We start from the raw sequence: 24,611 nt of genomic DNA, 5'->3' as shown, positions 1-24,611 counted from the left end.
TGGACGGGTCGCCAGGCGGCCGCGGCGTTTCAAAAGGAGCAAGAACACATGCAAGAGTGCGCATTTGGACAGTGGCTGGATGCCAATGCCGAAGCCATCGACCGAGGCCAGTGCGAGCCGCAACGGGTGCTGTCGCAGATCGCCCAGTCGCAGCTGCTGCGCGTTGGCATTGACCCTGCCCTGGGTGGTTCAGGTGGTCAGATCACCGATGCCGTGGAGGCCATCGCAGCCATTGCCAGCCGTTCACTGGCGACGGCCTTCGTTTGCTGGGGGCAGCGGGCCTTCATCGAGTACCTGCTACAGAGCCCCAATGCCGGGCTGCGCCAACGGCTACTGCCTGCACTGCTGAGCGGTGAACTGGCCGGCGCTACGGGTTTGTCCAACGCCATGAAGTTTCTTTCGGGTATCGAGACACTGCAGGTGCGCGGTAGGCCTCTGGAGGATGGCTGGGACCTGGAAGGGCGGTTGCACTGGGTGACCAACCTGCGCAAGAGCGGCTTCGTTGTCGCCGCGGCTATCGAAGATGAAGGCGGTGGCGCCCCCTTCGTGCTGGCCATTCCGTCCGATGCTCAAGGTCTTGAGCGCTCAGATGACCTGCAACTGATGGGCTTGCAGTCGAGTAACACCGCTGCGCTGGCCTTTCACCAGGTGCAGCTGCCGCGTGACTGGTTGCTGCACGATAACGCACGTGAATTCCTACCCCGGGTGCGGCCGGCTTTCCTGGGGCTGCAGTGCGGCATGGCCATCGGCCTGGCGCGCAGGGCGCTGGAGGAAGTCCAGGGTCACCTGCACGGGCGCGCTTCGTTCCTGGATGAAGCCAGGCAGGTACTCGGTGCTCGCCTGGAGAACACCGTGAGCGAGCTCAAACAGGGGCTGCTCGATGAGCGCTTCAAGGAGCAACCGGCAGCGCTGTTCAAATTGCGCATCACCCTGGCCGAGTGCGCTGCCGATGCCGTGCAGCTTGAGCTTCAGGCAAGCGGCGGCAAAGCTTACCTGTGCGAGTACGGCGAAGGCTTCGCTCGGCGCTGGCGTGAGTCGGCCTTCGTGCCCATCGTCACCCCCAGCCTGGTGCAACTGCGCGCTGAACTTCACCGCCAGGCAGCATCGGCATGACCCGCGTGGTGCTACAAGCCCAGGGCATCAGCCTGGGTTACCCCCGTGCCGAGGGCTGGCAGCAGGTACTGGCGCAGTTCGATCTGCAACTGGCCCCAGGCGAGGTGGTGAGCATCCTGGGCCCCAGCGGGGTCGGCAAGTCCAGCCTGCTGCGCGTGCTGGCCGGCCTTCAGCAACCCCAGGGTGGGCATGTGATGTTGCACGGCCAGCCACTGCAGGGTCCGCATCCGCGCCTGGCAGTGGCCTTTCAGGATCCAAGCCTGCTGCCTTGGCTGAGCCTGGAAAAGAACGTTGCCTTCGGCCTGGACTTCGCTCGCCAGCCAGCGCTTGCCGCAGACGAGCGTCGGGCACGCGTCGACCATGCCATTGCCGCCGTGGGCCTGGAGCATGCGCGCAACCAGTACCCGGCCCAGCTCTCCGGCGGCATGGCCCAGCGCACGGCATTGGCCCGTTGCCTGGCGCGCCAACCTGAAGTGCTGCTGCTCGACGAGCCATTCGGTGCGCTGGACGAGGTGACCCGCGCCGACATGCAGCAACTGCTGCTGCAATTGATCGCCACGCACAACACCGCGGCGGTCCTGATCACGCACGACATCGACGAAGCCCTGCTGTTGTCCGACCGCGTATTGCTACTGGGCGACCACCCAGCGCACACGCTCGGGCAATGGCGCGTCGACCTGCTGCAACCGCGGACGCAGCAGGTCGAGGCATTGGGCGCCTTGCGCATCGAGATTCTCAAAACCCTTCGGCGGGCAAGCCGCTCAAACGAACCTCAACCCACCCCGTTGCCCTCGGAGGCTGTCCATGTGCATGGATGACTGCTGCGGCGCTTCTTCGCGTCGCGATTTTCTCAAGATGAGCGCACTGCTGACCGCAGCTGGCGCCTTGCCGCTGCTGTCCAGCCTGCAGGCGCGCGCCGCCGCAGAACCCGATGCGCCTGTGCGCATCGGTTATCTACCTATCACCGATGCCACCCCGTTGCTGGTGGCGCATAACAATGGCCTGTTCGAAGCCGAAGGCATCAAGGCCGAACGGCCCGTGTTGCTGCGCAGCTGGGCACAGGTGATCGAAGCGTTCATTTCTGGGCAGGTCAACGTCATTCACCTGTTGTCACCGATGACGGTTTGGGCGCGTTACGCAAGCAAGGTGCCGGCCAAAGTGGTGGCCTGGAACCACGTGGGCGGTTCGGGGCTGACGGTAGCGCCGGACATCACCGACATGAAACAGCTCGGTGGCAAGACCGTGGCCATTCCGTTCTGGTACTCGATCCATAACGTGGTGCTGCAACAGATGCTCGCCGACAGCGGCCTGACCGCCGTGTCCAAGCCTGCCACAGCAGCGCTCGCCGCCAACGAAGTCAACCTGCTGGTGCTGCCTCCCTCTGACATGCCCCCAGCGCTGGCCAGCAAGCGCATCGCCGGCTACATCGTCGCCGAGCCGTTCAACGCCTTGGCCGAAAACCTCAAGGTCGGTCGCGTGCAGCGCTTCACCGCAGACGTCTGGCGCAACCATGCCTGCTGCGTGGTGTTCATGCACGAGCACGACCTGAACAACCGGCCGGACTGGTCGCAGAAGGTGGTCAACGCCATCGTCAAGGCCCAGCAATGGACCCGCGAACACCGGGCAGAGGCGGCTGCCTTGCTGTCCAAGTCAGGCCCTAACAAGTACACCCCGCACGATCCCGCGGTGTTGACCAAGGTGTTGGCACCCGCTGCCAGCGACCGTGCCGACTACATTGCCACTGGCGCCATACAGCACCAGCAGTGGGATGAGAAACGCATCGATTTCCAGCCGTACCCGTACCCCAGCTACACCCAAGAGCTCGTTACGCGGCTCAAGCGCACCCTGATCGAAGGCAACAACGCGTTCCTCGCCGACCTGGACCCGGCCCACGTGGCCGGTGACCTGGTCGACGACCGTTTTGTGCGCAACGCCATCGCCAGCGTCGGTGGCCCTTCGGTCTTCGGTATTGGCGACAGCTTCGAGCGCAGCGAGGAGTTCGCGGTCTGATGCGCAAGCACGTGGTACATGCCAGCCTGGGGCTGGCCGGATTGCTGGGGTTGCTGCTGGTCTGGTGGGCGGGGGTGGCAGCCTTCGGCCAGCCCGATGGTCTGTCTGCACGCTTCTCGCCCTCAGCCACCTTTACCAGCCTGATCGAGCTGCTTGGGCAAGGCGAGGTGTACGGTCACATCTGGGTCAGCCTCAAACGAATCCTGATCGGGTTAGTGCTGGCACTGCTGATAGGCGTGCCCCTTGGGCTGTTGGTGGGCAGCTACCGGCACCTGGAGGCGGCGACTACACCTGCTTTTCAGTTTCTGCGCATGATCTCGCCGCTGTCGTGGATGCCGGTCGTGGTGATGCTGATGGGGGTGGGCGACCAGCCTATCTACTTCCTGCTGGCGTTCGCAGCGCTGTGGCCGATCCTGCTCAATACCGCTGCCGGTGTAAGGCAACTGGACCCGCGCTGGCTGCAGCTGAGCCGAAGCCTGAGCGCCACCCGCTGGGAAACCTTGTGCAAGGTGATCGTCCCTGGTGTGATCGGGCACGTGCTCACAGGCGTACGGCTGGCCATCGGCATTCTGTGGATCGTGCTGGTGCCCTGCGAGATGCTCGGGGTGAGCGCAGGCCTGGGATACTTCATTCTCGATACACGCGACCGTCTGGCCTATTCAGAGCTGATGGCCATGGTGCTGCTGATCGGGGTGTTGGGCTTTGCCCTGGATGCGCTGGCCCGTGGTCTGCATCGCCGTTGGGTGCATGCCTGAGTGTGGGCAACCTGCGCCGTGTCACAGGCGCAGGAGCAGGGATCAATGTACCGTCAGGCGCTGTTGCACGCAGGCTTGGGCCTGAAGGGCTAGCTCATCCAGACGCTCGTCCCGACGCTGTTCGGCCTCGATCATGGCGTCCTCGCCGTGCTGGTTCAGCAGATAGGTGTGGATTTGCATGACTTCGGTCGTCTGGTAGATGGGCGCGATGTCCAGGCGCCCGATCAGCGCATCACCGCCCTGACCGGTACTGCTCATCAGTACCTGTGGGCCGTTGGCCGAGACGGCTTGCATGCCCATGACTTCGAACCACGGCACCTGATGGGCAAAGGCATTCAACTCGATGTACCTGTACTGAGCCTGCAGGTCGGCCAGCAAGGCGCGCGCGACCCCCTTGCGGCGGTACGTGGGCGCTACAGCGAGAAAAGCCAGGGCGCAGGCCTGGTCGTCGTTGTCGGCGGGCAATGCCAGAGCGAAGCCCAGTAACTGATCCGGGGCATCGGCATCGAGCGCCAGCGTCAGGGCAACGCGCAGCCCGCGGGTGCCATCGAGTGCTTGCAGGTACTGGTGTACCTCCATGCCTACACCGTATTGGTACAACGGGTACAACGGGTTGTCAGGCGTGATGGCGACACTACTCAGCTCACCCACCTCGTGGATGACCAGTTCCCGGATCTGGTTCTGGAACGACTCGGGTGGCACGCTGGACAGGCGGCTCAGGATGTACATCGGCAAACAGGCTCCGGCGAATGGAATACAGCCCGCAGCATGAGTGCGCGGGCTGTACAGTCTACCCGTTTTTGCCGTTATCGCCGTCGGCGCGCAGGGCGTAGAGCATCAAGTCCAGGTTCTGCACGGCAGCCCCGGCAGCCCCTTTGCCCAGGTTGTCGAAGACGGCGGTCAACAGCACCTGGCCGTGCGAGGGGTTGGCGTACAGGGCCAGGCGCAGATCATCGGTCCCGTTGAGCGCCTGGGGGTCGAGCCGCTCGGCTGTGCCCTGGGTTTGCAGCGGCATCACCTTCACGTGGCGGGCGCCCTGGTAGTGCTGCTCCAGACACGCCTGCAACTGCTGCGCGCTGACCCGGCCGGGCAGCATGCGCAGGTGCAGGGCGATGCTGAGGACGATGCCCTGGCGATAGGCGCCATAGGCGGGCATGAACATGGGACGGGCCGATAGGCCGGCGTGGACCTGGATCTCGGGCACATGCTTGTGCGCCAGGTCCAGCCCGTACATGAGCACGGCCGAGGCGTCGCTATTGTCCTGCTGCTCATGCTGCTGCACCGCTGCGCGCCCGCCGCCGGAATAGCCCGAGATGGCATGGATGGCCAGCGGGTAGTCGGCAGGTACCAAGCCTGCCGCGATCAAGGGGCCGAGCAGTGCGATCGCGCCCGTCGGGTAGCAGCCAGGGTTGCTGACCCGGGTACTTTGGCCGATATGCGCAGCCTGGTCACGATTCAGTTCGGCGAAACCGTAGGTCCAACCTGGCGCGGTACGGTGGGCTGAGCTGGCATCGATCACCCGCACCCCGGGATTGTCGATCACGCTCACCGCTTCGCGTGCAGCGTCATCGGGCAAACAGAGGATGGCGATGTCGGCACGGTTGATGGCCTCGCTGCGGCACTTGAGGTCCTTGCGCTGGGCGTCGGCAAGTGTCAGCAGGCGCAGGTCCTTGCGATCGTGCAGGCGGGCATGGATTTGCAGCCCGGTGGTGCCTTGATCGCCATCGATGAAGACAAGAGGTAGATGCATGTTCACGTGTCCAAGCCAGTAGGTCGGACACCAGCGTCGCTCAAGCCAGACGTAAAGAAAATTTACATTTCATGACCGGGACGTTCAGCTATTCTGAACCTTTCGACGTTTAGCTCAAGGAAACCGTGGCACTGTGCGTGAAATAAGCCTTGACCGCCTGCGTACGCTGGTGGTGATCAGTCAGCTAGGGTCTTTTGCGGCGGCAGCCCGTCAGCTCAATCTGGCACCCCCCACCATCAGCCTGCACGTGGCCGAGCTGGAGTCGCGGGTGGGCGCTTCGCTGCTGACCCGCACACGCGGCCAGGTTCGGCCGACAGCCATTGGCGAAACCCTTCTGGTGCGCGCCAGGCGCCTGCTTGCCGATGCCGAACTGGCCCTGGATGAGGTGCGCAATCAAGTGCAAGGCCTGACAGGGCGTGTGCGGCTTGGCGCATCGACAGGGGCCATCGCGCACCTGCTGCCCGAGGCGCTTGAGCACCTGCGCATTGATCACCCGGGCATCGATGTGCAGGTGCAGGTCCTCACTTCCCAGGCGTCCCTGGTGCAGCTGCGTGAAGGGCTGCTGGACATCGGCCTGGTGGCCTTGCCACAAGTGGCGGGCAAGGGCCTGGCGGTCACTGCTTGGCGCCGAGACCCCATCCTGGCTTACATGCCGGCTGACTGGCAGCCGCCGGCAGCTGTCACGCCTCAGTGGTTGGCCGAGCGCCCCTTGATCCTCAATGACAGCAGCACGCAGTTGTCGCGGGTCTGCTCCGAATGGTTCGCAGCGGCCGGGCTGCACCCACAGCCACGCATCGAACTGAACTACAACGACGCGATCAAGCGCCTGGTGAGTGCCGGGTACGGTGCCACGTTGCTGCCGCAGGAGGGTGAGGTAACGGAGGCAGACCCACGTCTGGTCTGTCGACCCTTGAGGCCTGGGTTGTGGCGGCAGTTGGGGATCGCCTGCCGGGACGCCAGGCAGGATAAGGCTACTCACTATGTGCTTCAGGCATTGGAGCGGCTGAGTCAGTAGCGTGGGCAGGCGCAGCAGCGGTCAATGCTGGGGATGACGGGTTGAGCAATGCCGAAAACGGGCAGGGCGCAAGTATCTGCGCCATGGGCTGAGCAGGCGGGGCCGCGATGGGCTGCGCCGCAGCCCCAGGCGTTCAGCCCGAATCGTCAATACAAGCCTTAGAACCAGCGATCGCTCTTTTTCCGCCCACGGGTCAAGGCCGGTAGAATGAGACCGACCAACAAGCCCGCCCCTGCGATGCTGCCGCCATACACCATGTAGCGCATCATCACCTGCTTGTTCTCGTCACCCAGGCGCGCCTGGGCATCGCGAAGGTTCGACTGGCTCTGGTCCAGTTGCTCGTTCAAGTCCTTGTTGCGCGCCTGGAGTTCGTCGACCAGTTGCTTGCGCGAATCCAGGGTTTCCTGCATGCCCTGCACCCGGTTCTTCCAGCTGTCATCGATGGTCTTCAATTGCCCTGTCAATTCGGCCACCTTGGCATCGAGCTCAGGCAAGCGCTCATTCTGGCCAGGCACTGACTGCAGATCACTGGAGAGGATCCACACCACATCACCGTTTTGTCCACGGACCTGGCTATAGTTGCCCTGGGTACCGATCAGCGTCAGCGGCTGCCCGGACTTCAGCGTACCGACGATACGGTGGCCGTCTGTCGGACCACTGCGTACGTAGGTGCTGAGGCTGTCACTGACCCAGCGGGCATCGCTGGCTGGCGTCTCGGCGTGCGCGGGCGTGACGAGCGCCAGGGCGCTGGCAAGCAGACCGCCGCGCAGGGCAGGGAGGGCAAAGGCAGTTAGGCGGGAGTCGGGCATTTTGGGGTCTTCGCTGAAGCTGGACAAATGTAGGCCGATGAATGGGCCGCGAACCGGTCGGGTAGTGAACCGTCAGCCAAAGACCGTTTTTTTGTAAGCTGGTTCACAGTTGGCGTCGCGAAAAGTCTTCAACATGTTGCGCAAATGGATGAGGTGCGGGGCAGGTTCAACCAGGCATTCTTTCTGTACACCGGTTCGATTGGTAAACCTGACCGCGGCAATGGGGCCTGCCTGGGTCTAGCAGGCGTCGCCCTTGGAATGGAAAACTGATGCCGTTCGTTCCCTGGCTGCAGCCCAACCCTGGCCGGCATCGAACCAGGCGACTCTACCTTGCTGAAGGTCATTCATGAGCGCTGCGCTCATTCGGCTGGAAGGCGTTGACGATATTGCGTCGGTCGCTGGGGCTGCGAAACTGGCACTTTTACCAGTTTCGCGGGTAGGCATCAGAGCGCCCGATCTGGCGACCTCATGATTCGGTCAGCTCTTTGGTTGCAACAGCTTTCACCGAGGCTTTCTTTTCCTGAACGACGATGTAGAACTCTTCGCCATGCTTGACGGCGCCATACAACACAGCTTTTTCGATCAGCTCGGTACCGCGAAGGTGGCGCAGCATCATGGGGTCCTTGCGCAGGTCGGGATAAAGCGCCAGACACAGCAGCACCATGACCAGTACGAAGGGCAGGGCCACCACGATGGTCAGGTTTTGCAGCCCGGTCAGGGCTTTGTCCGGCGCGCTGGGATCACCGATGGCCAGCATGATGGCTGCGACCGTGCCGGTGAGCGCTCCCCAGAAAATCACCGTGCGTCGTGAAGGGGAGGTGGTGCCATGTTCGGACAGCGTCCCCTTGACCAGTGATGCTGCGTCGGCACCGGAAACGAAGAAGATACCGACCAGGATCATCACCAGCACCGAAGTGGCGGAGGCCAAAGGGTAACTGGCGAGCAATTGGTACAGCGCATGGTTGCTGTTGACGGCACCGTTAGCCAGCACGAAGGCGCCTTCGCGCAAGGCGTCGATGGCCGCTCCGCCGAAGATGGTGAACCACACCAGGCTGACCAGGCTTGGCACCAGCAGTACCCCGGTGACGAATTGGCGAATGGTGCGGCCACGGCTGATACGGGCGATGAACATGCCGACGAAAGGCGTCCAGGAGATCCACCATGCCCAGTAGAACACCGTCCAGCCGGCCAGCCAGGCGTTCATCGGTTCGCCGCCGCTGGCATTGGTGCGCGCCATCATTTCCGGCAGCATCTTGATGTAGATACCGATCGATGTCGGCAGCAGGTTGAGCATCAGCAGGGTAGGCCCGACCAGAAACACGAACACGGCGAGCACAAGTGCAAGCACCATGTTGGTATTGGACAGCCACTGGATACCCTTGCCGATGCCCGACACGGCTGAGGTGACGAAGGCGATGGTCAGCACGGTGATCAGTGCGATGTAGAACAGCTTGCCGGGGTGCTCGATCCAGCCGTTGTATTCAAGGCCACCTGCAATTTGCAGCGCCCCAAGCCCCAGCGATGCGGCCGAGCCGAACAGCGTGGCAAAGATTGCCATCATGTCGATCAGCCGGCCGAGCGGGCCATTGGCGTGCTTGCCGATCAAGGGCCTGAAGGCTGCGGATATCAGTTGGGAGCGGCCGCGCCGAAAAGTGCCATAGGCGATGGCGAGCCCGACGATGGCATACATCGCCCAAGGGTGCAGCGTCCAGTGAAACAGGGTGGTGGCCATGGCCACCTGCATCGCTTCGCTCGACTGACCAGTGGTCGAGCCCGGCGGCGGGGAAACGTAGTGCGATAACGGCTCGGCCACGCCGAAGAACATCAGGCCGATGCCCATGCCGGCGCTGAACATCATCGCCACCCACGACACCGTTCGAAATTCGGGCAGTTCCCCGTCCCTGCCCAGCGGCACACGACCATAACGACTGGCAGCCAACCACAGTACGAACACGACGAACACAGTCGAGGTCAGCACGAAGAACCAGCCGAAGTTGAGAATGACCCACGACTGCGCACTGGACGCGCTGCTAGCCAAATTGACTTGGTTGAGGAAACCCCACAGCACGAACGCGATGGCCAGCAGGCTGGTGAAACCGAACACGACCCAGTCGAGCTTGCCCTCCAGGCGCCTGTCCTGTCGGGCTTCGTCCGTTTTGGAGGGATCGGTCACGCCAAGATCGGGTGTCTCTGCGAAGTGTTCCTTTGCCATGAAGTTGAAGCCCTGTGTGACGTGCCTGCTGAAACAGGCTTGTTGTTGTAGGGGCGAGCGCGTGGTGGCGTTCTCGGCAGGGTGGTTTGCCGGGCGATTATCCTGCGCACCAAATCCCGCTGCCTGTCCCGGTTGCGCCCTGGGGCTTCCATTGCGCGACCTGCTGGTCACTTTTAGTTCCTGGGCGGATGACCCTTTCTGTGTCGTGTTCTGTTAACCTGATCGACATCACCCGGGCCTGCTTGTCCGAGTAGCGTGGACACGCTGCTGCTCGTGGCCTGGGCCGCATCAGGAAACGGAGATTCGTCAACATGGCCACTGATCGTGTGAGCCTGATTCATTTCGATAAATTGAGCATGAGCCCCGCCGCTGCCGATCGCTTCCAGCAGGCACTCGACGCCCTGGAGACACTGAAACTGCAGGATCGCTATGTCTACCTCATCGCGCCTTATCTGGGTGATATCGCCGACGCCTCCGATGCGGACCAATTAGCCACTGCCGTCGAGCAAGGCCTGCGTGTGGTCGACGAACTGTTGAGCGGCAAGTCGGTTACCAAGGCCAAAGCCGACGAGGTGCGCGAGGTGTTCCAGCGGGCCGGTGAGCGCGCGCGGGTAGAGCTGACCGCCTGAAGCAGGTTTTACGTCCAGTGCCCAGCGCAGGGAACGAGGAATCACAGCGTCGTCTGCCGGAGTTCTTGCATGATCAAGGGTTTGGTTGGCCTGTTGTGCCTCGGGCTGTTGCCATCGTTGGCAATGGCTGCCGAGCCGTGTAAACGCCTGACCGCTACCGGAAATCCGGAATACCCACCTTACCTTTGGCATGACCCCCTCGACCCGCAACACCTGGTTGGGGCCAATGCCGATCTGGTCACCCACCTGGCCAACAGCCTTGGCCTGGAAATCGACGTCCTCTATGTAGGCCCTTGGTCCAGAGCCCAGGAAGAGGTTCGCACCGGCAGAATCGACTTGATGGCCGGCTACTTCATCACCGACGCTCGCCGGCAGCAGATGGACTACATTCTGCCCGCATTTCTCTACACGCCGAGCGTGATCTGGGCTCGTCAGGGGCATGGCTTCGTCTACGGGCAATGGTCGGATCTGCAGGGCCTCAAGGGCGGAACGCTGGTCAATAACAGTCACGGTCAACAGTTCGATGCCTATGCCAGGCAGCACCTGATGCTCGAAGCGGTGCCCAGCGCCAGGCAGGCTTTCGAAAAGCTGATGCACGGGCGCAGTGACTATGTGATCTATGAGCAGTACCCGGGCATGGCCCTGGCGCGCACCTTGGGCATCGACCAGCAGGTGCTGATCCTGCAGCCGCCTGTCTCCAGCGAAGGCCTGTACCTGGCCCTGTCAAAGGCTTCGCCGTGCAACCAGCCGGCGCTGCGCGAAGCCTTGGGCCGGGCGATGCAGCAGCTCAACGCGCAGGATGTACCGCAGCAGTTGCTCAGACTCAACCTGCAACGCAGCCGCTAAGGCTTTCCCGTGCTCGACGGCGTGGCATGCCTCAGCGCATTTGCAGGATGATCGGGCTGGGGCTGGCAGGGTCGGTATCGTTGCGCAGCTTGGCCACCGCCGTCGCTTTCACGGCGTTGCCGTGGTTACCCCAGGCACTTCGGGTATAGCTCAACACCTCTGCTATTTCCTGATCGCTCAACTGTGCACGCATGGCGGGCATGCGGTAGGCATCGGGCCTGCCATCGGCCACGGCCCGCTGCGACCCGTTCAGGGTGATGTTGATGGCCGAGGCAGCCTCCTTGGCGAGCAAGGAAGTGGCACCAGCCAGGGGCGGCATCCACTCGCCCTGGCCCTTGCCATCCATGCCGTGGCAGGTGGCGCAGCGTGCCATGTAAGTGCGTACGCCTGGGCGCTCCAGCTGCGCGAGTGTGGGCTCGGGCTGATACTGCCAGGGTTTGCCATCACGGGATGGGTCGCCGGGCAGCGCCTTGAGGTAATGGGCGATGGCCTGTAGATCGCCATCGGTCATGAACTGCGTAGAGTTGTTGAATGCCTCGGTCATCGAGCCGAAGACCACGGCATGTCGATTGCGACCGGTCTTGAGAAACTGCACCACCTCAGTCTCGTTCCAGCGCCCGAGGCCGGTGTTGGGATCATTGCGCAAACTTGGCGCGTACCAGCCATCGAGCAAGGCGCCTGCGAGGTACGCCGTGCCCGAGTCATCAAAGGCTTTTTCATTGAAGGCCAGGCCGCGGGGGGTATGGCAACTGCCGCAGTGCCCCGGTCCCTGCACGATGTAGGCGCCGCGATTCCACAGTGTGTTCTTGTCGTTCTTCGCCAAGTACGGGCTGGCAGGGGCGAAGGCTCCGTTCCACAGGGCAATGGGCCAGCGCAGGTTCAATGGCCAGGGTATGTCGACAGGCTTGTTCGGCTGCCGTGCTGGCTGAACACTGCGCATGAAGAATGCGTACAGCGCTCGTACGTCATCGTCGCTGAGTTTGGCATAGGAGGGGTAGGGCATGGCGGGGTAAAGGCGGCGGCCACCAGGCGCCACACCGTGGCGCACGGCCCGGTCGAAATCGGCCAGCGAGTAGGCGCCGATGCCTGTTTCTTTGTCAGGGGTGATGTTGGTGGCGTGGATCGTGCCAAGCGGCGTTGCCATTTCGAGCCCACCTGTCATGGGCGGGTTATCAGGCACGCTGTGGCAGGCGACGCAATCGCCCAGCCGTGCGACGTATTCCCCGCGTCGGATCAATGCCGGGTCGTCGGTGGCGCGTGCCTGCTCATCAGCGAACGGCGAGGCAGGTTCTCGGGTGACGTACCAACCGGTCAAGCCAGCGACGACCGCGCAGGGCAGCAACAGCCAGCCGAGGGTTCTAGCAGTACGAGGGTTCATGGCGGCGTCCTTGTCGGTCAGCTGAAGGTATGACGGCTCATGGGCAGGCTGCGAACCCGCTGTCCGGTCAGCTGGGCCACGGCATTGGCCACTGCCGGTGCTACCGCGGGCAAAGGTGGCTCGCCGATACCGCCCATCTTCGCGCCGCTTTCAACGATGCGTACATGCACCCGGGCCATGCGCGCAGGCGGCAGGATTGGGTACAGGTCATAGTTGCGCGCACGCGGCATGCCATCGACGTATACCGCTTCCTCGACCAGCGTCTGCGACAACCCCAAGGCAACCGCGCCATTGACCTGGTGCTCGATGATGGCCGGGTTGACGATGCTACCCGGATCGATCGCCTGCCAGATGTCGTGGACCTTCACGTGGCCATTTTCGATGGAGACCTCGGCGATCACGGCCGCTTCGGACCCGAAAGGGGACGCCATCGCCAAGCCCCGGGCCCGCCGCGTGCCATCCTCGGCAGTGAAAGGCCCGCGTTTCCAGCCACCTGAAAGCTCGACGACCGCTTGCAGTAACTGGGTCAGGCGCGGGTTGTCTCGCAGCAGGTGTTGACGCAGGGCCAGAGGGTCCTGGCCCCCTTTGTCCGCCAGCTCATCCAGGAAGGACTCATAGAAGAAATCGTTGAGCGAGTTACCCACCGACCGCCAATAGCCGAGCATGGCCGGGCCCTTGACGTACACCTGTGCAATGCGCTTGTTGGCAATGGCATAGGCTTTGCCCGATAGCCCCTCCAATGCCGTGGGGTCTACCTTTTCACCTTGTTTGCCGGCCAGGGCTTCAGTGGGGCCCTCCGTGGCGCTGACCGCTTCCAGGACCACCGGCAAGCCTTCGGCATCGAGCCCGGCCCGGAACTTGACCGCGGCGACTGGGCGTAGCACATCGCGCAAGAACTCTTCCTCGCGGCTCCAGATCAGCTTGACGGGTTGGCCTACCGCCTTGGCCAGCGCGATGGCCTGCGGGTAGGGGTTGGCCGACTCATACAGGAAGTGCCGACCGAAGAAGCCCCCCAGCAGTGGCGAATGCAGCGTGATCTGGTCGGGTGGCAGTCCGGTGCGCTTGGCAATGTCATCGCGGAACATGTCGGGCGCCTGGTTGGGCAGCCAGACCTCCAGTGTGCCGTCGGGATTGAAGCGGGCAAGGGCAGAAGGGGGTTCCAACTGGGCATGGTTCAGGTACTGGTTGTGGTAGCTGGCTTCTACAGTGGTCACGGCGTTGTCCAGCGCGCTTGCCACATCTCCGGCCGTTTCCTCATCACGGGCCGGACCTGTAGCATCGGCCAGGTGCTGGAGCCAGCCGTCGCTGGAGAAATCAGCCGGCATGGCCCGTACGGTGGAGTCTGCGGCCGGCTCCAGCCACTCCACTTGCAGCGCCTCGACAGCACGCTTGGCGTGCCACCACCGCGGCGCAACCACGGCAACAGCCCCGGGCAGGCGATGTACCGAATGCACGCCCTTCATGGCAGACACCTGTGCCTCATTGCGCACTTGGCCCACCGTCATGCCCAGGCGAGGGGCATGCTGCACGGCTGCGTGAAGCATGCCTGGCACGCTGATATCGATGCAGTACAAGGCCTTGCCGGTGGACTTGTCGTACGCATCCAGCCGCCGAACCGGTTTGCCGATCCAGCGAAACTGGGCAGGATCTCGTAGCTTGACGGTGGCAGGGTCGGGGACCGGCAAGTCCATGGCGCGCTTGGCGAGCTCGCCATAACCGAGTGTGCGCCCTGACGTGGTATGTACTACGGTACCCGGCGTCGTGGTGAGCTCGCTCATCTCGACCCCGAGTTGCTGCGCGGCGGCCTGCAGCAACATCGCCCGCGCCAGTGCGCCCAGACGGCGCATGGTGGGGTAGCTCATGCGTACGGACATGCTGCCGCCGGTGATGCGCATGCCGTTTTCCATCACGACATAGGCTTGGCCGGGTGGGGCGCTGTCCACGACGAAATGAGCGGGATCCACATCCAGCTCCTCGCCAACGATCTGCGCCATGGCGGTAAACGGTCCTTGGCCGCCTTCCATGAACGGACTGAGCAGACGAACCGTGCCATCCGGTCGGATTTCCAGGAACGCCGGTACCTGGGTGCCTCGCTGCGCATCGGCAGCGGCTTGCACACGCGCAACGCCCGTCGGCAGGCCGAAGCCCAGGACCAATGCGCCTGCGGCCGTGCCCAAGAGGAAACGGCGGCGCGAAAGATTGACGGTTTCGCCAGCTTGCAACCTATGCAGTTCGGCAACGGGATCAGGAGCGCTCATCAGGCTTTGACTCCCTGCGCCAAGTCATGCATGGCTGCATGGATAGCGTTGTAGGTGCCGCAACGGCACAGGTTGATCATGGCCGCATCGATCTGCTCGGCGCTGGGTGCAGGGGTATGCTTGAGCAGTGCGGTCGCCGCCATCACCTGACCGGACTGGCAATACCCGCATTGCGCGACCTGGTGTTCCACCCAGGCCGCTACCACCCGCTTGCCCACAGGGTCCGCTTCGATCGCCTCGATGGTCGATACCTGTCTGCCAACCACGCCGGACACCGGGGTAACGCAGGCGCGCACCACAACGCCGTCGACCAGCACCGAGCAGGCCCCGCATTGGGCCAGGCCGCAGCCATACTTGGTGCCGGTCATGCCCAGATCGTCGCGGATCACCCACAGCAAGGGCGTGTCGGCATCTGCATCGACCTGGTGGGTCGTGCCGTTGATGTGTAATTCCATGGTTCACCTGCCAGTGATCGGTCTGCGCTGTTCTTGTCGTGATGGTTGGGGGTGCGTTGCCCCGTGCAGAAACGCTAGCACACCGCTGAACCGTTGCCTGCGGCAGGCTGTGCAGATGCAGAGGATCAGGCAAGGATTTCCCCGGAATGCGCAAGCGTGCGCCTGTAGCTGCCGCGTACGACCTTCGGGGAGGATTTCCGCGGTGAAAAACCGGATAATGCCGACCATTGTGTTTTGCACGCTTAAAGTCACGGTAAACCCGCATGGAAATCAAGGTCAATTTTCTCGACAATCTCCGTCTCGAAGCCAAGTTCGACGACTTCACGGTGATCGCCGATCAACCGATCCGCTACAAGGGCGATGGTTCGGCCCCTGGGCCGTTCGACTATTTCCTGGCGTCTTCGGCGCTGTGCGCGGCTTACTTCGTCAAGCTCTACTGCCAGACACGCGGTATTGCGACCGAAAACATTCGCCTGTCGCAGAACAACATCGTCGACCCTGAGAACCGCTACAACCAGGTGTTCAAGATCCAGGTCGAATTGCCCGAAGACATCACTGACAAGGACCGCCAGGGCATCTTGCGTTCAATCGAGCGCTGCACGGTCAAGAAGGTGGTGCAGACCGGTCCGCAATTCGTGATCGAGGTGGTCGACAACCTCGACGCCGATGCCCAGGGTCTGCTGATGCCGGTGGCCGAAACCAGCACGCGCATCCCGGGCAAGGACCTGCCACTGGAACAGACGATTGCCAACATGTCCGGCATCCTGGCCGACCTTGGCATGAAGATCGAAATTGCCTCCTGGCGCAATATCGTGCCTAACGTCTGGTCGCTGCACGTGCGCGATGCGCAGTCGCCCATGTGCTTCACCAATGGCAAAGGCGCTACCAAGGAAGCTGCCCTGGCGTCAGCATTGGGCGAATTCATCGAGCGGCTGAACTGCAATTTCTTCTACAACGACCAGTTCTGGGGAGAGGAGCTGGCCAATGCGGCGTTCGTGCACTACCCGGACGAGCAGTGGTTCAAGCCCGGCCCCCGTGATGCCCTGCCCAACGAAATCCTCGACGCGCATTGCCTGGCCATCTACAACCCCGATGGCGAACTGCGCGGCTCGCACCTGTACGACACCAACTCGGGCAACACGGCCCGGGGCATCTGCTCACTGCCGTTCGTGCGCCAGTCGGACGAGCAAGTGGTGTACTTCCCATCGAACCTGATCGAGAACCTGTTCCTGAGCAACGGCATGAGCGCGGGCAACACGCTGGCCGAAGCGCAGGTGCAGTGCCTGTCCGAAATCTTCGAGCGAGCGGTCAAGCGTGAAATCCTGGAAGGCGAGCTGTGCCTGCCAGATGTGCCGGACGAGGTGCTGGCGCGCTATCCGTCCATCGTCGCGGGTATCCAGGGGTTGGAAGAACAGGGCTTCCCGGTGCTGGTCAAGGATGCCTCGCTGGGTGGTGAATTCCCGGTGATGTGCGTGACCCTGATGAACCCGCGCACCGGTGGTGTGTTCGCCTCGTTCGGTGCGCACCCAAGCCTTGAGGTGGCATTGGAGCGCAGCCTGACCGAACTGCTCCAGGGCCGCAGCTTCGAGGGCTTGAACGACCTGCCGCAGCCCACGTTCGAAAGCCACGCCCTGACCGAGCCGAACAATTTCGTCGAGCACTTCATCGACTCCAGCGGCGTTGTGTCGTGGCGCTTCTTCAGCGCTAAGCCTGACTTCGAGTTCGTCGATTGGGATTTCACTGCCCAGGGCGAAGGTGCCACTGCGCAGGAGGCAGCCACCTTGTTCGGCATCCTCGAAGACCTTGGCAAAGAAGTCTACATGGCCGTGTACGACAACCTCGGGGCGATCGCCTGCCGAATTCTGGTGCCAGGCTATTCGGAAATCTACCCGGTCGAGGACCTGATCTGGGACAACACCAACCGGGCGCTGTCCTTCCGCGCCGACATCCTCAACCTGCACCGCCTGGACAACCGCTCGCTCAAGCTGCTGCTCAAGCGCCTGGACAACTGCGATGTCGACGACTACACCACCATCACCACGCTGATTGGCGTCGAATTCGACGACAACACGGTCTGGGGGCAACTGACCATCCTCGAGCTCAAACTGCTCATTTGCCTGGCCGTGCAGCGCTTCGAGGAGGCCAAGGAACTGGTCGAGGCGTTTTTGCAGTTCAACGACAATACCGTGGAGCGGGGGCTGTTCTACCAGGCGCTTAACGTGGCATTGGAAGTGCAGTTGGACGATGAGCTGGACATGGCCGACTACGAAGTCAATTTCCGCCGCATGTTCGGCAACCCACGGATGGACGCGGTACTGGGCTCGATCGAAGGTAGCGTGCGCTTCTACGGCCTGACCCCGACTAGCATGAAGCTCGAAGGGCTGGATCGCCATTTGCGCCTGATCGACAGCTACAAGAAGCTGCACGCCGCTCGGGCGCGGCTGGCTTGACGTCCTGCAGGCATGCGGGCCTGCATAGGCCGCGCATGCCACACAGGGAGGCGGTTCGGGATTTTTTGCAGGATATTTCAGTGGTGCGTGGCTGAACTATCGGCTCGCCAGGGTGCTCATTTGCTAGGCGCACCCTGCGTATCCCCGTGGGCCGTCTCTCGTCGGCCCTGGTCACTGAACGAAAAGGAGGCACCGTGACCGTATCCGACCCTACCCTGTACCGCTGCAGACCTGGCCCACTGCATGCGTTGTTGTTGGCGGGCGCCGTGCCGCTGTTCCTGGGGGCAATGATCAGTGACATTGCCTACTACAACAGCTACCAGATTCAATGGAGCAACTTTGCCGCCTGGCTGATCGCAGGGGGCCTGGTGTTCTGCGGGCTGGCCCTGCTGTTCGCCCTGGCCAACTTGATCAGCGCTCGGCGCAAGGCCGGGCGGCCGACCCTTTATTTCTTGTTGCTGCTGGTGACGTGGGTGCTTGGGTTGGTCAACGCCTTCGAGCACGCCAAGGACGCCTGGGCTGTGATGCCGTCCGGGCTGGTACTGTCGGTAATCGTGACGGTGCTCGCGGTGGTAACGGCGTGGCTTGGCTTGAGCAACCTGCGTTCGGGAGGTGAAGCATGAGAGCGCTGCACGCTGTGAGCTTGTTGTCCCTTTCGCTGTTGCTGGCCGCTTGCGGCGGTGAGGGTGACCCTACCCAGGCCCGTGGGCCCGACCCGAAACTGCCCGAGCCCCAGCGCGGTCTGCTACCCAGCATGAAGATCGCCGAGCCGGTGGCTTGGGGTCAGCAAAAGCCGACCGTACCCGACGGTTTCAGCGTCACCGCCATCGCCACCGATTTGAAAATCCCGCGTCAGAGCCTGGTGTTGCCCAACGGCGACATCCTGGTGGCAGAGGGGCGCGGCGGCAGCGCTGCCAAACTCAAGCCCAAGGATGTGATCGCCAGCCAGATCAAGGCCAAGGGCAATACCCAGGTGAAGGGCGGCAACCGCTTAACCCTGTTGCGCGATGCCGACGGTGACGGCAAGTATGAGCTGCAGACCGTCTTTGCCGAAAACCTGAATGCGCCCTATGGCCTGGCATTTGCCGATGGCAAGTTGTACGTGGCCAATCAGGATGCGCTGGTGCGCTTCGACTACCGCGACGGCCAGACCAAGGCCGACGGCCCACCGGTCAAACTCACCGACCTGCCAGCCGAGATCAACCATCACTGGACCAAGGCACTGACCATCAGCCCGGACGGCCGCTTCCTCTATGTGGGCATCGGTTCGAACAGCAACATCACCGAGCGGGGCCTTGAGGTCGAGATCGACCGTGCGATGGTGTGGGAAGTCGATGCCCAGACTGGCGCGCATCGCCCCTACGCCACTGGGCTGCGCAACCCCACTGCACTGGCCGTCCAGCCGGGTACCGGGCAGCTCTGGACAGTGGTCAACGAGCGCGATGAACTCGGCCCGGACTTGGTTCCCGATTACCTGACTTCAGTGCGCGAAGGCGGCTTCTACGGCTGGCCTTACAGTTACTGGGGGCAGAATGTCGATGACCGGGTGCGCCCGCAGAACCCTGACAAGGTGGCTGCCGCGATCAAGCCCGACTACAGCCTGGGGTCGCATGTCGCAGCGCTCGGTGTCGACTTCTCCACGGCCGCCATGGGGCAAGGCTTTGCTGAAGGGGTGTTCGTGGGTGAGCACGGAAGCTGGAACAGGCCGAACCCGGTCGGCTACAAGGTCATCTTCGTGCCATTCAGCAACGGCAAGCCGGCGGGAGAACCCATCGATTTCGCCACCGGTTTCAGAGGCGAAGATGGCAAGACGCGTGGGCGGCCGGTGGGTGTGACCGTCGACCCGCGTGGGGCACTGATCATTGCGGACGATCTGGCCAACACCATCTGGCGGGTGACGCGCAACTGATGAATCGGCTACGGGGGCAGGACACATTGCCCCTGTAGCCGACACTCAATGTGAGAGTCACGCGGTGCCTGGGCGAAGACGCGCCAGGTCGCTATTCGCCATACGAATAGTTTGCATCTCAGTTTTCGATTTCCATGCGAGGCATCAATAGCCTCATGCTGACCTCCGTCCTGGTAGCGAGAACGGTCATGTTCAGTAAATCCCTTATATTTGTGCTGTTACCCATTGTTTTAGCGTTGATTGCTGGCGCTGTCCTGCCGTTTCAAGCAGCTGGCAATGCCGCTGCGGGGAAGGCACTCGGTCACTGGCTGTGGGGCGCTTTTGCGTCACTTGCCGTCAGCGCGGTGGTCGTTATCACAGCGCTGCTGGTGATGCGGATCCCTGCGCCGGACATCGGCAAAGCCTTGCAAGGGCCTTGGTGGCTCTGGATCGGCGGTGTGTTGGGCGCCCTTTATGTGGCAGGGGCGGCGGCGCTGACGCCCAGGCTTGGGGCGGCAGGCTTTCTGGTGCTGGTGGTGGCAGGGCAGATCGTTACGGCGGTGGTTGCTGATCATTTTGCCATCATGAACCTGCCTGGCAGGCCCCTGGGACTGGCGCGAGTACTTGGGCTAGTTATGATTCTGGCGGGCGTGTGGCTGGTGCAGAGTCAATGGGCGACCAGTACATCCAGCAAAAGCGAGCCCGCAGTACAGTCTTCAAGCCACGATCAGACCTCCGGCTGACAGCACGTCAGCACCGTCTCGCGCAGCCAGCGATGCCCTGCGTCACCGTCTTTGCGGCTGTGCCAGGCTTGCCGGTAATCGATGCAGTCCAGAGGCACCGGCGGGATGAACTCGCGAACCCCTGCATGGGCAGGCAGCGGGGCAACGGCCCGTCGCGCCACGGTAAGAATCAGGTCGGTATCTTTCAACACTTGCACGGCTGCGCTCCAATGGGGCAGTGCAAGGGCAATGTGACGGCGATGACCTTGGGATGCCAGGGCACGGTCAATCTCATCGAAGGCGTCGGGGCGCGTAGCCACCAGCACATGGGGGCGCGCCAACCACTGGCTCAGGCTCAGTTCGCCCGTGGCCGGCAGCGTCTGCTGGTCAGCCACGCTTACGAAGCGATCGTCAAACAATGACTGGGCGATGATGCCTTGAGGCAGCTCCGGAAAGACCCCCAGTGCCAGATCCAGTTCGCCGTCGAGCAATTGGGCCACCATCGCCTCGCGACTGGCCTGGCTGACCGCCAGGTCGATGCCCGGGGCAACGCGCCGCACATGGCGTAGCAGAGGCGGCAGGATGATCCGTGCGGCGTAGTCCGACAGCGAGAGCCGAAAGCATCGCCGGGCCTGCGTGGCATCGAATTGCGGCGTGCTCAGCAGCCCTTCCAGATCCGCCAATGCGTGTTCCAGCGGCTGTGCCAAGGCCTGAGCCCGCGGGGTGAGCATCATCTTGCCACCCTGACGTACCAGCAAAGGATCATCGAAATGCTCGCGCAGCTGTGCCAGCGCATGGCTGACCGCCGGCTGGCTGCGGTGCAGGCGAATGGCAGCGCGTGTCACATGCCGCTCGGTGAGCAGGGCGTGCAGGGCCAGAAGCAGGTTCAGGTCGATTCTGCGCAATTGATCCATGGTCCGGGCGTCTGATCCGTAAGGGGGCAGGGCCAAGCCTAACAAATGCGCGCCTGTGCCGCTGGCGGCACAACACGACCTTGCTGGCGGTTGCCGTTATACTGCGCACCTGTTCGATTTTTTCCGAGTATTTCGATGGGTCTTTCCGCTACCGCTTCACCTGAATCGCGCCGCCTGGGCGCACCCCTAGTCGCCTTGGGCCTACTGATGGCTGGCGCCTGGTTCCTGGATGTCAACGCAGGCTTCAAGCAGGTGCTGCTTCTGCTGCTGGGGGCTGCGCTGGGCCTGACGTTGTATCACGCCGCCTTCGGTTTCACTTCCGCGTGGCGCGTGTTCATCAATGAGCGGCGTGGCGCCGGCTTGCGCGCACAGATGGTCATGCTGGCACTGGCCGTACTGCTGTTCTTCCCGGCGCTTGCGGCCGGCAACCTGTTCGGCAACCCCGTGACAGGGCTTGTGGCACCGGCCGGGGTGTCCGTCGTGTTCGGGGCTTTCATCTTCGGCATCGGCATGCAGCTGGGGGGCGGCTGCGCGTCGGGCACCTTGTTCACCGTTGGTGGCGGCAATGCCCGAATGCTGGTGACCCTGCTGTTCTTCATCATCGGTTCCGTGACCGCCACGCACCACGCCGACTGGTGGTTTGCTTTGCCATCATTGCCTGCGACCTCGATCGTGCAGGCATGGGGCCTCGTGCCCGCCCTGCTGGTGAGCCTGGGCGTGTTCGGCCTGATCGCCTGGGTCACGGTGCACCTGGAAAAGCGCCGCCACGGTGGGCTTGAACAGCCTGAGCAGCATGGCCGGGCAGGTCTGCAACGCTTTGTACGGGGCCCCTGGCCGTTGGTCTGGGGTGCCGTCGCGTTGGCCGTGCTCAACTATGCCACCCTGGCGCTGGCTGGGCGGCCCTGGGGCATCACCTCGGCCTTCGCCTTGTGGGGCGCAAAGGTGCTGGACAGCCTTGGCGTTCAGGTAAGCAGCTGGGTGTTCTGGCAGGCGCCGGCCAATGCCAAGGCCTTGGCCTCGCCAGTCTGGCAGGATGTAACCACCGTTATGGACCTGGGCATCGTGCTGGGGGCGCTGCTGGCCGCAGGTCTTGCCGGGCGCTTTGCGCCGAGCCTGAAGATCCCGCTGCCGTCACTGATCGCTGCCGTCATTGGCGGCCTGTTACTGGGCTACGGTTCTCGCCTGGCCTACGGCTGCAATATTGGCGCTTATTTCAGCGGTATCGCATCGGGGAGCCTGCACGGCTGGCTATGGCTGATCGCCGCCTACATGGGCAACGTGGTCGGGGTACGGCTACGCCCTGCGTTCTTTGCAGGGGAGCGCCGCGCGACGACCTTGACCGGCTGTTAAGGCAAGGGGCTGGCCGGGTGGTTAACGACTCGGCCAATCAACGTTAGGCTGGGGCTGCTGGACTGATAGTTAACATCAAATATAGCTCGTAACTATCTGATTTAACTAACTATCTACGTGCCACAGCATGCTGTACACATTGTTCATGGTAGGTTTTGCCGATGGCAGCCGGTGAGAGCCGCGAGCGGCTGTTATAGGTTTGCTCGGTGATGCCGAAGGCTGTCATGCGCATCCACGGCTTGGCAAACTTGCGGGCCTGCAGCTTCTTGCGCGCGGTATAGAGCGTCACGCCAGACAACTTGGCTTGTTGGGCCTGGGCTGCAATCTGGGCACCCCACGTGCAGGCTTGGCGATCGTTCTGAGTCAACGATCGCGCGCTGGCGCTGAGACCTACCGTCGCCAGCAGGCAGCCCGTTGTAATTGCTAGAATGACTCGCATGTTCCTGTCCTAAGCGCTTGAAGGAGAAAGAAGTTTGCCTCCTCCTTCCGTAGCCAGGGGCCAGCAGTTTGCCTTCAGGCCAGCGCAGCCTTGGCGCCTGTGCTGGCCTGTTCACACAGGCTGTAACCGGCGATAGCCGCTACCCACGCCACCCCCACGCCATAATTGAGCCGCTGGTAAAGCCCGAACAGTTCCCCGCTCTGCATGGCTTGGCCCATGAACCCGACGGTGATGATTGCGCCAAGGGTACATACCAGCGAGGTGACCGCCAGGGCGCGAGAGTCCGCGACGCGAGCGCCGAGCCAGACCCACAGGCCACTGGCGAGGGTCAAGGACAAGAACATCAACAGCCCTGACAGGTTGTGCAACTGCTGCGACGTGGAAGGCTGGTCAGGCGCGCAGCCCTGGTCGCAGGCGAACCAACCCGTGCCCAAGCTGCCAACGGCGTGCAGCAGCAACAGTACCGCACTGACCATGGCCAGCCGGGAGCCGCGCCAGCGCCGCGCAATGCCCCAGGCGAACAAGGCGAACAAGAGCGCTAGTGGGAAATTGTTCACCAGCGGGGAGAGGCCATGGGTTGGGGCGCCGACGGCGCCAAGCTGGCTCATTGCCAATTGCAGATGATCGTACCCGGGGTAGGCTATGGCGGTCAGCGAAACGCCCAGAGCCAGCAAAAATGGAATGAGCAAGCCACAGCTTAGGAGTGATCGGTCCAGCAGTTTCATGCAGACATCCTTCCATGGAAAGCCCGGACCTTAACAAACGGTGTCGTGATAGCACCAGCACCAATAACGTGGTAGCCGTATGTGATCGTACAACTGCCTGCTATCATGACAGCTGTCTTTCAAGGTGACGCACAGGGCATGTCAGATCTACAACCACCGGCTCGGGCCAGGCGCAAGCCGCGCAGCCTGGCCCAGGAACTGGTCACGGTGCTGACCGAACGCATTCGCAGTGGTCAACTCAAGCGCGGTGACAAGCTGCCGACCGAATCGCAGATCATGGCCGAGGAAGGGGTCAGCCGCACGGTCGTGCGAGAGGCGATCTCGCGCTTGCAAGCCGCCGGGCAGGTGGAAACCCGTCATGGTATCGGTACCTTCGTGCTGGACGCTCCACCGGTTGGGGGGCTGCGCATCGACCCGGCCACGGTGGTGACGCTGCGCGAAGTACTCGCGGTACTGGAGCTGCGCATCGCCCTTGAGATCGAGTCGGCCAGCCTTGCCGCGCAGCGACGCAGCGATGAAGAGCTGGCTGGGATGCGCGCGGCCCTCGATGAGCTCAATGAAGGGGCAGCTCATGCTACCGATGCAGTGTCCGCGGACTTTCAATTCCACCTGCGCATCGCCCAGGCCAGCGGTAATCACTATTTCGCCGACATCATCAACCACCTGGGCACCAGCATCATCCCTCGAACCCGCCTCAATTCTGCCCGCTTGGCCCACGACGACCAGCCCCATTACATGAGCAGGCTGATGCATGAGCACGAAGCGATCTATGAGGCCATTGCACGTCAGGACAGCGAAGGGGCGAAAATGGCCATGCGCATGCACCTGAGCAACAGCCGGGAACGGCTGCGCCAGGCGCATGAGCGGGCACAGGTGAGCGGGGCGTGACACCA

23 protein-coding genes are annotated in these 24,611 nt (G+C 62.8%); 13 read left to right on the top strand and 10 right to left on the bottom strand.

The window, feature by feature from the left end; genetic code table 11:
• Positions 1-48: 48 nt before the first annotated feature.
• From B2S33_RS21175 to B2S33_RS21160, 4 genes are read left to right on the top strand one after another with little or no spacing between them, the layout of a single operon-like run.
• The gene (locus B2S33_RS21175; protein WP_027914833.1) at positions 49-1,113 is read left to right on the top strand and encodes an acyl-CoA dehydrogenase family protein; all 1,065 of its coding nucleotides are present in this window, start codon (positions 49-51) and stop codon (positions 1,111-1,113) included.
• A complete protein-coding gene (locus tag B2S33_RS21170) occupies positions 1,110-1,931 on the top strand; it encodes an ABC transporter ATP-binding protein (RefSeq protein ID WP_088523438.1) in 822 nt (273 codons plus the stop codon). Before B2S33_RS21175 ends, B2S33_RS21170 begins: the two co-directional genes overlap by 4 nt.
• Positions 1,918-3,123: an ABC transporter substrate-binding protein gene (locus B2S33_RS21165; protein WP_027914835.1), complete on the top strand. Its 1,206-nt coding sequence runs from the start codon at positions 1,918-1,920 to the stop codon at positions 3,121-3,123. Before B2S33_RS21170 ends, B2S33_RS21165 begins: the two co-directional genes overlap by 14 nt.
• On the top strand, positions 3,123-3,878 hold the full coding sequence (locus tag B2S33_RS21160) for an ABC transporter permease (RefSeq protein ID WP_027914836.1): 756 nt from the start codon (positions 3,123-3,125) through the stop codon (positions 3,876-3,878). The genes B2S33_RS21165 and B2S33_RS21160 overlap by 1 nt, the downstream gene beginning before the upstream one ends.
• Positions 3,879-3,920: 42 nt before the next feature.
• Here B2S33_RS21160 and B2S33_RS21155 read toward each other — a convergent pair whose 3' ends face one another.
• Both B2S33_RS21155 and argC read right to left on the bottom strand, forming a co-directional pair.
• On the bottom strand, positions 3,921-4,607 hold the full coding sequence (locus tag B2S33_RS21155; RefSeq protein ID WP_027914837.1) for a GNAT family N-acetyltransferase: 687 nt from the start codon (positions 4,605-4,607) through the stop codon (positions 3,921-3,923).
• Between the two features lie 61 nt (positions 4,608-4,668).
• The gene (gene argC, locus B2S33_RS21150) at positions 4,669-5,628 is read right to left on the bottom strand and encodes an N-acetyl-gamma-glutamyl-phosphate reductase (RefSeq protein ID WP_206405495.1); all 960 of its coding nucleotides are present in this window, start codon (positions 5,626-5,628) and stop codon (positions 4,669-4,671) included.
• Between the two features lie 133 nt (positions 5,629-5,761).
• On the opposite strand from argC, the gene B2S33_RS21145 reads away from it, so the two are divergent.
• Positions 5,762-6,643: a LysR family transcriptional regulator gene (locus tag B2S33_RS21145; protein WP_028686363.1), complete on the top strand. Its 882-nt coding sequence runs from the start codon at positions 5,762-5,764 to the stop codon at positions 6,641-6,643.
• Between the two features lie 158 nt (positions 6,644-6,801).
• Here the strand turns inward: B2S33_RS21145 and B2S33_RS21140 are convergent, their stop codons facing one another.
• Positions 6,802-7,452 carry a TIGR04211 family SH3 domain-containing protein gene (locus B2S33_RS21140; protein WP_027914840.1) on the bottom strand — a complete coding sequence of 217 codons (651 nt, stop codon included), beginning with the start codon at positions 7,450-7,452 and terminating at the stop codon, positions 6,802-6,804.
• A 466-nt stretch (positions 7,453-7,918) separates the two neighbouring features.
• Complete coding sequence (locus B2S33_RS21135; protein WP_288651022.1) at positions 7,919-9,664, bottom strand: BCCT family transporter; 1,746 nt, start codon at positions 9,662-9,664, stop codon at positions 7,919-7,921.
• Between the two features lie 311 nt (positions 9,665-9,975).
• Between B2S33_RS21135 and B2S33_RS21130 the strand changes: the two genes are divergently transcribed.
• Together B2S33_RS21130 and B2S33_RS21125 are read left to right on the top strand one after the other, a co-directional pair.
• On the top strand, positions 9,976-10,293 hold the full coding sequence (locus B2S33_RS21130) for a hypothetical protein (RefSeq protein WP_027914842.1): 318 nt from the start codon (positions 9,976-9,978) through the stop codon (positions 10,291-10,293).
• A 69-nt stretch (positions 10,294-10,362) separates the two neighbouring features.
• Positions 10,363-11,139, top strand: coding sequence for a substrate-binding periplasmic protein (locus B2S33_RS21125; RefSeq protein WP_027914843.1), 777 nt, complete (start codon positions 10,363-10,365; stop codon positions 11,137-11,139).
• 31 nt (positions 11,140-11,170) lie between these two features.
• Here the strand turns inward: B2S33_RS21125 and B2S33_RS21120 are convergent, their stop codons facing one another.
• From B2S33_RS21120 to B2S33_RS21110, 3 genes are read right to left on the bottom strand one after another with little or no spacing between them, the layout of a single operon-like run.
• The gene (locus B2S33_RS21120; protein WP_288651021.1) at positions 11,171-12,517 is read right to left on the bottom strand and encodes a c-type cytochrome; all 1,347 of its coding nucleotides are present in this window, start codon (positions 12,515-12,517) and stop codon (positions 11,171-11,173) included.
• Positions 12,518-12,534: 17 nt separating this feature from the next.
• Positions 12,535-14,775 carry a xanthine dehydrogenase family protein molybdopterin-binding subunit gene (locus B2S33_RS21115; RefSeq protein ID WP_288651019.1) on the bottom strand — a complete coding sequence of 747 codons (2,241 nt, stop codon included), beginning with the start codon at positions 14,773-14,775 and terminating at the stop codon, positions 12,535-12,537.
• Positions 14,775-15,230: a (2Fe-2S)-binding protein gene (locus tag B2S33_RS21110; protein ID WP_027914846.1), complete on the bottom strand. Its 456-nt coding sequence runs from the start codon at positions 15,228-15,230 to the stop codon at positions 14,775-14,777. Before B2S33_RS21110 ends, B2S33_RS21115 begins: the two co-directional genes overlap by 1 nt.
• 263 nt (positions 15,231-15,493) lie before the next feature.
• On the opposite strand from B2S33_RS21110, the gene B2S33_RS21105 reads away from it, so the two are divergent.
• The 4 genes from B2S33_RS21105 (at position 15,494) to B2S33_RS21090 (ending at position 20,311) form a co-directional block, all read left to right on the top strand.
• The gene (locus B2S33_RS21105) at positions 15,494-17,680 is read left to right on the top strand and encodes an OsmC domain/YcaO domain-containing protein (protein ID WP_288651017.1); all 2,187 of its coding nucleotides are present in this window, start codon (positions 15,494-15,496) and stop codon (positions 17,678-17,680) included.
• A 194-nt stretch (positions 17,681-17,874) separates the two neighbouring features.
• Positions 17,875-18,303 (top strand): DUF2231 domain-containing protein, encoded by a 429-nt coding sequence (locus tag B2S33_RS21100; RefSeq protein ID WP_132578708.1) that lies wholly within the window; start codon positions 17,875-17,877, stop codon positions 18,301-18,303.
• On the top strand, positions 18,300-19,589 hold the full coding sequence (locus B2S33_RS21095; protein ID WP_027914849.1) for a PQQ-dependent sugar dehydrogenase: 1,290 nt from the start codon (positions 18,300-18,302) through the stop codon (positions 19,587-19,589). Before B2S33_RS21100 ends, B2S33_RS21095 begins: the two co-directional genes overlap by 4 nt.
• 188 nt (positions 19,590-19,777) lie before the next feature.
• The gene (locus B2S33_RS21090) at positions 19,778-20,311 is read left to right on the top strand and encodes a DMT family transporter (RefSeq protein ID WP_027914850.1); all 534 of its coding nucleotides are present in this window, start codon (positions 19,778-19,780) and stop codon (positions 20,309-20,311) included.
• Here the strand turns inward: B2S33_RS21090 and B2S33_RS21085 are convergent.
• A complete protein-coding gene (locus B2S33_RS21085; RefSeq protein WP_049695873.1) occupies positions 20,296-21,204 on the bottom strand; it encodes a LysR family transcriptional regulator in 909 nt (302 codons plus the stop codon). The two genes, B2S33_RS21090 and B2S33_RS21085, sit on opposite strands and share 16 nt — an antisense overlap.
• 135 nt (positions 21,205-21,339) lie before the next feature.
• Here B2S33_RS21085 and B2S33_RS21080 point away from each other — a divergent pair, with 135 nt between their 5' ends.
• Positions 21,340-22,554, top strand: a complete 1,215-nt coding sequence (locus B2S33_RS21080; RefSeq protein WP_059183955.1) for a YeeE/YedE family protein — start codon at positions 21,340-21,342, stop codon at positions 22,552-22,554.
• Between the two features lie 109 nt (positions 22,555-22,663).
• Here the strand turns inward: B2S33_RS21080 and B2S33_RS21075 are convergent, their stop codons facing one another.
• Both B2S33_RS21075 and B2S33_RS21070 read right to left on the bottom strand, forming a co-directional pair.
• Positions 22,664-22,993, bottom strand: coding sequence for a hypothetical protein (locus B2S33_RS21075; protein ID WP_027914853.1), 330 nt, complete (start codon positions 22,991-22,993; stop codon positions 22,664-22,666).
• A gap of 74 nt (positions 22,994-23,067) precedes the next feature.
• The gene (locus tag B2S33_RS21070) at positions 23,068-23,718 is read right to left on the bottom strand and encodes a DUF998 domain-containing protein (RefSeq protein ID WP_145280049.1); all 651 of its coding nucleotides are present in this window, start codon (positions 23,716-23,718) and stop codon (positions 23,068-23,070) included.
• Between the two features lie 138 nt (positions 23,719-23,856).
• Between B2S33_RS21070 and B2S33_RS21065 the strand changes: the two genes are divergently transcribed.
• Complete coding sequence (locus tag B2S33_RS21065) at positions 23,857-24,606, top strand: FadR/GntR family transcriptional regulator (protein WP_027914855.1); 750 nt, start codon at positions 23,857-23,859, stop codon at positions 24,604-24,606.
• Positions 24,607-24,611 lie beyond the last annotated feature (5 nt).

The sequence above is a fragment of the Pseudomonas sp. UBA5568 genome (assembly GCF_002425525.1).
In the GTDB taxonomy this organism is placed as follows: domain Bacteria; phylum Pseudomonadota; class Gammaproteobacteria; order Pseudomonadales; family Pseudomonadaceae; genus Aquipseudomonas; species Aquipseudomonas fulva.
The sequence above is the reverse complement of the archived record's forward strand: the minus strand, read 5'-3'. Positions and strand labels throughout refer to the sequence as shown.

Bases quoted from the DNA above. Each gene is read 5' to 3' on its own strand.
- B2S33_RS21155 (WP_027914837.1), bottom strand. From the start codon at position 4,607: ATGTACATCCTGAGCCGCCTGTCCAGCGTGCCACCCGAGTCGTTCCAG.
- B2S33_RS21080 (WP_059183955.1), top strand. From the start codon at position 21,340: ATGGGTCTTTCCGCTACCGCTTCACCTGAATCGCGCCGCCTGGGCGCA.
- B2S33_RS21160 (WP_027914836.1), top strand. From the start codon at position 3,123: ATGCGCAAGCACGTGGTACATGCCAGCCTGGGGCTGGCCGGATTGCTG.
- B2S33_RS21110 (WP_027914846.1), bottom strand. From the start codon at position 15,230: ATGGAATTACACATCAACGGCACGACCCACCAGGTCGATGCAGATGCC.
- B2S33_RS21070 (WP_145280049.1), bottom strand. From the start codon at position 23,718: ATGAAACTGCTGGACCGATCACTCCTAAGCTGTGGCTTGCTCATTCCA.
- B2S33_RS21120 (WP_288651021.1), bottom strand. From the start codon at position 12,517: ATGAACCCTCGTACTGCTAGAACCCTCGGCTGGCTGTTGCTGCCCTGC.
- B2S33_RS21085 (WP_049695873.1), bottom strand. From the start codon at position 21,204: ATGGATCAATTGCGCAGAATCGACCTGAACCTGCTTCTGGCCCTGCAC.
- B2S33_RS21105 (WP_288651017.1), top strand. From the start codon at position 15,494: ATGGAAATCAAGGTCAATTTTCTCGACAATCTCCGTCTCGAAGCCAAG.
- B2S33_RS21095 (WP_027914849.1), top strand. From the start codon at position 18,300: ATGAGAGCGCTGCACGCTGTGAGCTTGTTGTCCCTTTCGCTGTTGCTG.
- B2S33_RS21130 (WP_027914842.1), top strand. From the start codon at position 9,976: ATGGCCACTGATCGTGTGAGCCTGATTCATTTCGATAAATTGAGCATG.
- B2S33_RS21125 (WP_027914843.1), top strand. From the start codon at position 10,363: ATGATCAAGGGTTTGGTTGGCCTGTTGTGCCTCGGGCTGTTGCCATCG.
- B2S33_RS21135 (WP_288651022.1), bottom strand. From the start codon at position 9,664: ATGGCAAAGGAACACTTCGCAGAGACACCCGATCTTGGCGTGACCGAT.
- B2S33_RS21175 (WP_027914833.1), top strand. From the start codon at position 49: ATGCAAGAGTGCGCATTTGGACAGTGGCTGGATGCCAATGCCGAAGCC.
- B2S33_RS21115 (WP_288651019.1), bottom strand. From the start codon at position 14,775: ATGAGCGCTCCTGATCCCGTTGCCGAACTGCATAGGTTGCAAGCTGGC.
- B2S33_RS21065 (WP_027914855.1), top strand. From the start codon at position 23,857: ATGTCAGATCTACAACCACCGGCTCGGGCCAGGCGCAAGCCGCGCAGC.
- B2S33_RS21170 (WP_088523438.1), top strand. From the start codon at position 1,110: ATGACCCGCGTGGTGCTACAAGCCCAGGGCATCAGCCTGGGTTACCCC.
- B2S33_RS21075 (WP_027914853.1), bottom strand. From the start codon at position 22,993: ATGCGAGTCATTCTAGCAATTACAACGGGCTGCCTGCTGGCGACGGTA.
- argC (WP_206405495.1), bottom strand. From the start codon at position 5,628: ATGCATCTACCTCTTGTCTTCATCGATGGCGATCAAGGCACCACCGGG.
- B2S33_RS21090 (WP_027914850.1), top strand. From the start codon at position 19,778: ATGTTCAGTAAATCCCTTATATTTGTGCTGTTACCCATTGTTTTAGCG.
- B2S33_RS21140 (WP_027914840.1), bottom strand. From the start codon at position 7,452: ATGCCCGACTCCCGCCTAACTGCCTTTGCCCTCCCTGCCCTGCGCGGC.
- B2S33_RS21165 (WP_027914835.1), top strand. From the start codon at position 1,918: ATGTGCATGGATGACTGCTGCGGCGCTTCTTCGCGTCGCGATTTTCTC.